Source organism: Proteiniclasticum ruminis DSM 24773 (genome assembly GCF_000701905.1).
GTDB lineage: Bacteria > Bacillota > Clostridia > Clostridiales > Clostridiaceae > Proteiniclasticum > Proteiniclasticum ruminis.
This window is the reverse complement of sequence record NZ_JNKC01000018.1, coordinates 20,273-27,301: the sequence shown is the minus strand read 5'-3', so window position 1 is coordinate 27,301 and position 7,029 is coordinate 20,273. Positions and strand designations below refer to the sequence as shown.

The 7,029-nt window shown below is 43.0% G+C and carries 8 protein-coding genes; 1 reads left to right on the top strand and 7 read right to left on the bottom strand.

The features are described 5' to 3' along the window. Nucleotides 1-243 (top strand): zinc ribbon domain-containing protein (locus T487_RS16295; protein WP_031577570.1); only part of this gene is annotated, 243 nt, incomplete at its 5' end. Nucleotides 244-512: 269 nt separating this feature from the next. Here the strand turns inward: T487_RS16295 and T487_RS0113035 are convergent. The 7 genes from T487_RS0113035 to T487_RS0113005 form a co-directional block, all read right to left on the bottom strand. Then, nucleotides 513-914, bottom strand: a complete 402-nt coding sequence (locus tag T487_RS0113035; protein WP_176758101.1) for a GNAT family N-acetyltransferase — start codon at nt 912-914, stop codon at nt 513-515. A gap of 10 nt (nt 915-924) precedes the next feature. Continuing rightward, the gene (locus T487_RS0113030; RefSeq protein WP_051651722.1) at nt 925-2,082 is read right to left on the bottom strand and encodes a GGDEF domain-containing protein; all 1,158 of its coding nucleotides are present in this window, start codon (nt 2,080-2,082) and stop codon (nt 925-927) included. A gap of 183 nt (nt 2,083-2,265) precedes the next feature. Beyond that, a complete protein-coding gene (locus T487_RS0113025) occupies nt 2,266-3,408 on the bottom strand; it encodes a GGDEF domain-containing protein (protein ID WP_207638319.1) in 1,143 nt (380 codons plus the stop codon). 233 nt (nt 3,409-3,641) lie between these two features. After that, nucleotides 3,642-4,397, bottom strand: coding sequence for a tRNA pseudouridine(38-40) synthase TruA (truA, locus tag T487_RS0113020; protein WP_031577566.1), 756 nt, complete (start codon nt 4,395-4,397; stop codon nt 3,642-3,644). A gap of 76 nt (nt 4,398-4,473) precedes the next feature. Continuing rightward, a complete protein-coding gene (locus tag T487_RS0113015) occupies nt 4,474-5,289 on the bottom strand; it encodes an energy-coupling factor transporter transmembrane component T family protein (protein WP_031577565.1) in 816 nt (271 codons plus the stop codon). Continuing rightward, nucleotides 5,282-6,151 carry an energy-coupling factor transporter ATPase gene (locus T487_RS0113010; RefSeq protein ID WP_031577564.1) on the bottom strand — a complete coding sequence of 290 codons (870 nt, stop codon included), beginning with the start codon at nt 6,149-6,151 and terminating at the stop codon, nt 5,282-5,284. The genes T487_RS0113015 and T487_RS0113010 overlap by 8 nt, the downstream gene beginning before the upstream one ends. Then, complete coding sequence (locus T487_RS0113005) at nt 6,136-7,002, bottom strand: energy-coupling factor transporter ATPase (protein ID WP_031577563.1); 867 nt, start codon at nt 7,000-7,002, stop codon at nt 6,136-6,138. The genes T487_RS0113010 and T487_RS0113005 overlap by 16 nt, the downstream gene beginning before the upstream one ends. Nucleotides 7,003-7,029: the final 27 nt, after the last annotated feature.

Sequence of the window (7,029 nt, the reverse complement as noted above, 5' to 3'; positions counted from 1 at the left end):
CACACGTGGTCATTCTATCGCTTAGCCCAGTACATTGAGTATAAAGCAGGTCTTTCAGGTATAAAAGTAGAGTATGTAGGCCCCGAATATACCAGTCAAATCTGCCCAGAGTGTGGAGAAAAGAACAAGGCAAGGGATAGAAAATATAAATGCTCATGTGGCTTCAAAACACATAGAGATAGAGTTGGTGCAATGAATATCATCAAAGCACCTGTGATAGATGGTAAAAGTCTATCAGCCTAAGATACTAAATGTACTGTCTTAGGAGGGGCAATGGCATGCCCTCAGCTTGGGGTCATACTCGCCTACTGGAAACAGACTGGCGTTTAATCATCCAAGAATCCCATTGCTTTAGCTGTGGGAGTGTCAATATCGTCAATTTCTCTAAGTTGAGAGAAGGCTTTTCCGAAAGGTTTCCGCTTAGTCAATAAAAAGACTTTGCTGCAATTCTGAACAGAAGACAGTGGCTGTGGACTCTCTCCCAAGATTCCACAGCCACTGTTTCAATACTTTTATGATTTATTTCTCCAGACAAAAGTCACTTCTTCTTCTCCTGTTGCTTCATCCACCTCAACCCCTGCCTGAGTGAATCCTTCTCTTATATAGAAAGCAACAGCTCTCTCATTCCTAATAAAAGCTTTCAAAGTGAGTACATCTGTTTTACGCTTCGCTTCCTGAAGAAGTTCTCTGCCGATACCCTGACCTTGCTTCATAGGATCCACAAATAGCCCTAGAATAAATCCATCTTCCATCCCCAAAAATCCTGTGACAGTATCCTCTTCTTCAGACACCAGTACTGTTACTTTAGGCAAGAGCTCTCCAAGCATCGGAAGATGCTGTAAAAAGAACTCTTCGGTTACAAAAGCATGCGCTTCTCTATTTCCATTCAGCCAGATTTCTTCAATTTTCTTCAAGTCCTCATTTCTATATCCACGTATTTTCACTATCTTCCTGTTCCTCCCTGGAGTCTATTCTCTTTTTTCTGTAAAGTGCCTTATACTGATACATGTTCTGATCAGCTTTCCTGTACATTTCCCGCATGGATTTCAATGCGGTTTTTGTTTCATACCCATAGCTGAAGGAAATACTACGCATGACAGGATCTTCCAGCTCCTTGAGTTTTCTTTTCAGCTCTTTCATATGAAGAGGCACCTCTGGTTCGTCTTCCATGAGAATCACAGCAAACTCATCCCCGCCAAGCCTTGCCACAAATCCATCTTTCAGAAACACCTGACGGAGAAGACCCGAAAACTGTGTGAGCACATCGTCTCCTTTTTGATGACCATACTGGTCATTGATATTTTTGAATCCATTCAGATCCAGAATAAGAAGACCATATGGAATCTTTGAATCCTCCAGATACTCCACATAGGATTCAAAACTTTTGCGATTATATACCTTCGTCAGCACATCCTCCTCAGAGGGCGTGGTCTCCAAAAATACATAGATTCCTAGTAGTCCAATGACGAGGGAACTCCAGCCCAGATGGAAAGTAGGCTCAAAAATGGATATGATCATACCAATGACCGGAAGAATGAACAGCAGCATAAACATCAGAATTTCATTCTTGGACAATCTATCTTTTACCTGATGCAAAAAATACAGCATATAACTATAAAATCCAAGAACCATCAGATAATGAAACCACTTGAGGGGACCATAACCATCATAATGATTGGTCACTGGATCAATGCTGTAGTATATAGGAATCCAGAGATTTACGAGAAGAATCATAAAGGAGACCAGCGTCATCTGCTGATAAAATCGTTTTTCATGGATTCTTGAAGGATTCCTGTAGATTCTGTAATCCAAATATGACATAAAAAGGCCGGCCAGTACAGGCGCAAGAAGAAAAAGCAAGAAGTTGAACACATGATTCAATATAAATGCACCTGTGAACTGACGATCGTCCAGGATCCAAGATAACGGCTCCACAATAAGAGAGGCGGCCACAGCATAGATCATCAGCTTGATGAGCATTTTACTGAAAGTCTTAATGGTAGAAAGCTTTACAAAAAGATGCAGTATAATAAGTACCAGAATGCCTAATATATTGCTCTGAAAGCGAATCAGATAGCTCATTCATCTTCCCCCCTCTTCTTTTGTGTCCATCAATTGTAGAAGACCCGAGTATTCTTCAAATATTCCGTTAATTTATTTTACAACTTTATTATCATTATGGTCAAATTAAATAACACTTTTATACACCCATGCACAAAAAATGGGGTGCCACATTTATTGGCACCCTCATCCTTCTCCTCAGTTCTATAAGCCTTCAGCCATTCCTTCAGGCAAATTTTTCTCTTTCTTGGACAGTTTCTTTTGTAGATACATTTTCTGGTCAGCCTGCTTATAAAGATCATCCATGCTCATATCCATATAGTGCTTTTCAAACCCATAACTGAACGTCAGAGACTTCAGCACTGCATCCTCAGTCTTCTGAAGATAGGTCTTCACCTTATTGATATGGGTCTCCACATGATCCTGGTTTCCTCTAAGGATAACAGCAAATTCATCTCCGCCAAGCCTTGATGCGAGTCCCTCTTTAGAAAACACATGGCTGAGTGCATTGGCGAAATGAAGCAGCACTTCATCTCCTTTGTGATGGCCATGCTCGTCGTTGATTTCCTTAAAATCATTAAGATCAAAGATGAGAATGCCAAAAGGCTTCCTGCTTCTTACAAGATAAGACAGTTCTGTCTCGTAGCTTCTTCTGTTGTAGAGTTTTGTCAGATAGTCCTCATCGGAAGGCATCGTCTCGAGAAAGATATATACCATGAACAGTCCAATGACAATGGATGTCCAGGAGAAGTGCAGCTTTGAATCAAACATCTGAACCACCATTCCTAATATCGGAGTCAGAAAACAGATGGCATAAATCAGCACTTCTTTTTTCGTGATTTTTTTCCAGTGTCTGACTAAAAAATACATCATAAAAAGATAGCTGAATGCAAGGACACCATAATGGATCTCTTTCAGAGGACCACTGTTGAAGCTGTTTGAGTCCCGGTTGACCTGGAAATAGATGGGGTTGAAGATGTTATACACAAGAATCAGAAACGTCATAATAGAAGCCTGTTGGTAATACACTCTACTATGAATCCTCCTGGCATCGTTGAAGATTCGGTAGTCCACATAGGATAGGAGAAGACCTGCTATGATGGGCCCCACAAGAAACAGCATAAAATTCGTGCTGTACTCAAGAAAATAAGCGCCCGGAAACATCATGCCATCAAAGATCCATGTCAGCGGCTCCAGCACAATAGAAGCTGCGGTAGCGTAGATGATCCATCTCAATAGCCTGTTGGTGAATGTCCTGAGCTTTGTAGTTCTCATAAATAGATATAAACTGAGCAAGATCCCCAGTGCAAAAACATTGATCTGAAACTGAACCAAATAATCCAGCATTTTTCTCCCCCATCCCAAAATCTGAGGCAAACCTCTTCCTTTACTCCCATCCATCTTCAAACTGTAATGAAAACAGCATAATAGATGTATTCTACATTTATTGTCAAATTTTATCAAGCAAAATTTTCTATTTTCCACGTCTAGTGACAAAAATTCATTTTTTGTTCAAATATTCTGCAGAAATAACCTGGAATTTTCTTCAAATTAAAAAAAAGGACGAAACTGATTCATCCTTACTTCATTTCCTTCTCTTCACTTCTATAGTATACTTCTTCCAGATACAGTCCACAGGGTGGCATCACCATGGATTTTCCCCTGTTGCCGCTTTTTAAGATTTCTTCAATATCCATAGGCGTCACCCGGGAAAGACCTGCATCCAGCAGTGTGCCCGCTAGGATTCTTGCCATATTATAGAGAAATCCTGAGGCTGTGAAGGACATCACTAGAAACTCGCCTTCTTCCCAGATTTCAATCCTTCTCATTTCCTTCACAGGATTCGGATCGGTGCTGCCAACGGATTTAAATCCCGTAAAATCATGGGTGCCAAGCAGAACCTCCGAAGCATCTCTCATTTTCAAAAGATCAAGCTCCTGTGGCACAAAGGCAGCATAGTTCCGAAACAGCGCCGAAGGGGTCTTCCTCCGAAGCACACGGTAGGTGTAGGTTTTTCCTCTTGCATTTTTTCTTGCGTCAAAACTGCATGGCACTTCCATGGATTCTCTGACCTTCAGGTCTTCTGGCAGAAGCGGATTCAGAGCAAAGGCCATCTTTTCTCCTGGAATGGAAGACTGCGTCGTGAACGTCACTGGATATTTCCTCGCATGAACTCCTGCATCAGTTCTGGAAGAACCGGATAGTACAGGTTCTTCCTTCAGCAATATTTTCAATGCCTTCTCCAAAGTTTCCTGAACCGTCCGGACACTTTTCTGCCGTTGCCATCCATGGAAATCCGTTCCATCATATTCTAGATACATCAGTATTTTCTTCATGCTGGTTCCTGCCTTTTTCTGATTTGAAAAAAGAGACACTCTTTCAGTTATGCCAAAAGAGGTCTCTTTGGTTGTACTACAAAATATTGGTATAACGTAGACCGAAGGTGATGAACACCAATATGAAAAATACTGCAAATGCCGCAAAATCTCTGGTTTCATACTTCAGCTGCTTCATTCTGGTTCTGCCTTCTCCACCACGGTAGCTTCTCGCTTCCATGGCCATGGCAAGCTCCTCTGCTCTTCTGAAGGAAGAGATGAAAAGCGGCACCAAAAGTGGAATCAGGCTCTTCGCTTTCTTGATGATGTTGGTGGATTCAAAATCCGCACCTCTTGCCATCTGGGCCTTCATAATCTTGTCCGTCTCATCCATGAGTGTTGGAATAAACCGCAGAGCGATACTCATCATCATGGCCAGCTCGTGGGCTGGAACCCCGATCTTCTTGAACGGTTTCAAAAGACTCTCGATCCCATCGGTGAGTTCTATGGGCGATGTAGTGAGGGTCAGGATGGAGGTTCCCATGATAAGGAACACCAGTCTGAAAGTCATAAACACTGCCTGATATACACCTTCCCGATAGATTTTAAGCACCCAGAACTCCAGAAGAAGTGTTTCTTCCGTCCCCCGAGTCACAAACATATTGAGAAATGCCGTGAACAGAATCAGGACAAATACAGGCTTGATTCCTTTATAGAGATATTTGGGTGAAAGCCTCGCTATCCGCACCATCATCATGATGAAGAGGAAAATGAAAAGATACGCTGTAAAGTTCTTTACAAGAAACAGATTTACAATAAATAGAATTGAAATCAGAATCTTGGTTCGAGGATCCAGCTTATGAATGAAAGACTCCCCGGGTATATACTGCCCGATGGTGATGTTCTTAATCATGACACTGCCCCCCTTCCCTCAGTACCCGCTGTATTTCTGATTTGGCTTCCTTTACTGTGAAGATGTCTTCACGTACAGCGAAACCTCTTTCTTTCAGCGCTTTCATGAGGTAGGTGATCTGAGGTGCACCCAGTCCTACTTCCTCCAGCATACTGATGTTCGTGAACACTTCTCTTGGAGTTGCTTTGATCAGAACCTTGGCACCACTCATGACGATGACTTCATCGGCGATTTCTGCCACATCCTCCATGGAGTGGGTGACTAAGATAACGGTGTGCTTATATTCCTCATGAAGCTTTTTCAGCTGCTTCAAGATCGCATCTCTTCCTCTTGGATCCAGGCCCGCAATGGGCTCATCCAGAATCAGGACCTTCGGCTCCATGGCCACCACTCCTGCTATGGCTACTCTTCTTTTTTGTCCGCCGGAAATTTCAAAAGGAGACAGGTCTTTGTATTTCTCATACTCTAGTCCCACCATTTCCATGGCTCTCTTTACTCTTCTCAGCACCTCTTCTTCCTCAAGACCTAAATTTCTTGGGCCGAAAGCAATGTCCTTTTCAATGGTCTCTTCAAAAAGCTGATATTCAGGATACTGAAACACTAATCCTACTTTTTTCCGGATCTCACTCATCACAGTCTTCTTGTCTGTGATGTCTGTCCCATCCACGAAGATCTTACCACTGGTAGGCTTCAACAGACCGTTCAAGTGCTGAATCAGTGTCGACTTTCCAGAACCGGTATGGCCGATGAGCGCATAGAACTTTCCCTCTTCCAGCTCCAGATTGATATCATCCAGCGCAACGGTTTCAAAAGGAGTCTTTGGCATATATACATGTGTTAGATTTTCTATTTTAATCGACATAACGCCTCCACCATCTCTTCGATGTTGAGGATGCCCTCCGTAAGGTTCATCCCGTCTTTAATGAGTTCATGGGCAAGCTCTGTCACCTGAGGAACATCCAGCCCGATACTTTTCAGAAGCTCCACATTGCTGAAGACATTTCTTGGGGTATCATCCATGATGACCTTCCCTTCTTCCATAACCACAATACGGTCTCCTTGGACAGCCTCTTCCATGAAGTGGGTAATATGGACGATGGTGATGCCAAAGTCCTTATTCAGGGCCTTGATGGTCTTCATGACTTCCTGACGTCCTGAAGGGTCCAGCATGGCTGTAGGCTCATCCAGGATGATGATTTTAGGACGCATGGCAATGATGCCCGCTATGGCCACTCTTTGCTTCTGTCCTCCGGAAAGAAGATGCGGCGCATGCTTTCTGAAGTCATACATCTGCACATCCTTTAATGCCTTATCCACTCGTTTTCTGATTTCCTCTGATGGTACGCCAAGGTTTTCTGGTCCAAAAGCCACATCTTCTTCCACCACAGTAGCTACCATCTGGTTGTCCGGATTCTGGAAAACCATTCCAGCTCGTTTTCTTACTTCCCAGGTATTCTCCTGGATGCTTCCATCGATGCCGTCGATGTAGATCTTACCGCCCTGGGGCAGAAGCAGTGCATTCATATGCTTTGCGAAGGTGGATTTTCCGGATCCGTTATGACCCAACACCACCAGAAACTCTCCTTCCTTCACGGAAAGATTGACGCCCTGAAGAGAATATTCCTTTTCTCCAGAAGGACCGTCATCATAATAATGCATGAGATCTACAGCTTCTATAATCACATGACTGTCTTTTTTATTGCTTGTTTCCATTTGCTATTCCTCCTGCCTGTACCCACA

Bases quoted from the DNA above. Each gene is read 5' to 3' on its own strand.
- T487_RS0113030 (WP_051651722.1), bottom strand. From the start codon at position 2,082: ATGAGCTATCTGATTCGCTTTCAGAGCAATATATTAGGCATTCTGGTA.
- T487_RS0113025 (WP_207638319.1), bottom strand. From the start codon at position 3,408: ATGCTGGATTATTTGGTTCAGTTTCAGATCAATGTTTTTGCACTGGGG.
- truA (WP_031577566.1), bottom strand. From the start codon at position 4,397: ATGAAGAAAATACTGATGTATCTAGAATATGATGGAACGGATTTCCAT.
- T487_RS0113015 (WP_031577565.1), bottom strand. From the start codon at position 5,289: ATGATTAAGAACATCACCATCGGGCAGTATATACCCGGGGAGTCTTTC.
- T487_RS0113010 (WP_031577564.1), bottom strand. From the start codon at position 6,151: ATGTCGATTAAAATAGAAAATCTAACACATGTATATATGCCAAAGACT.
- T487_RS0113005 (WP_031577563.1), bottom strand. From the start codon at position 7,002: ATGGAAACAAGCAATAAAAAAGACAGTCATGTGATTATAGAAGCTGTA.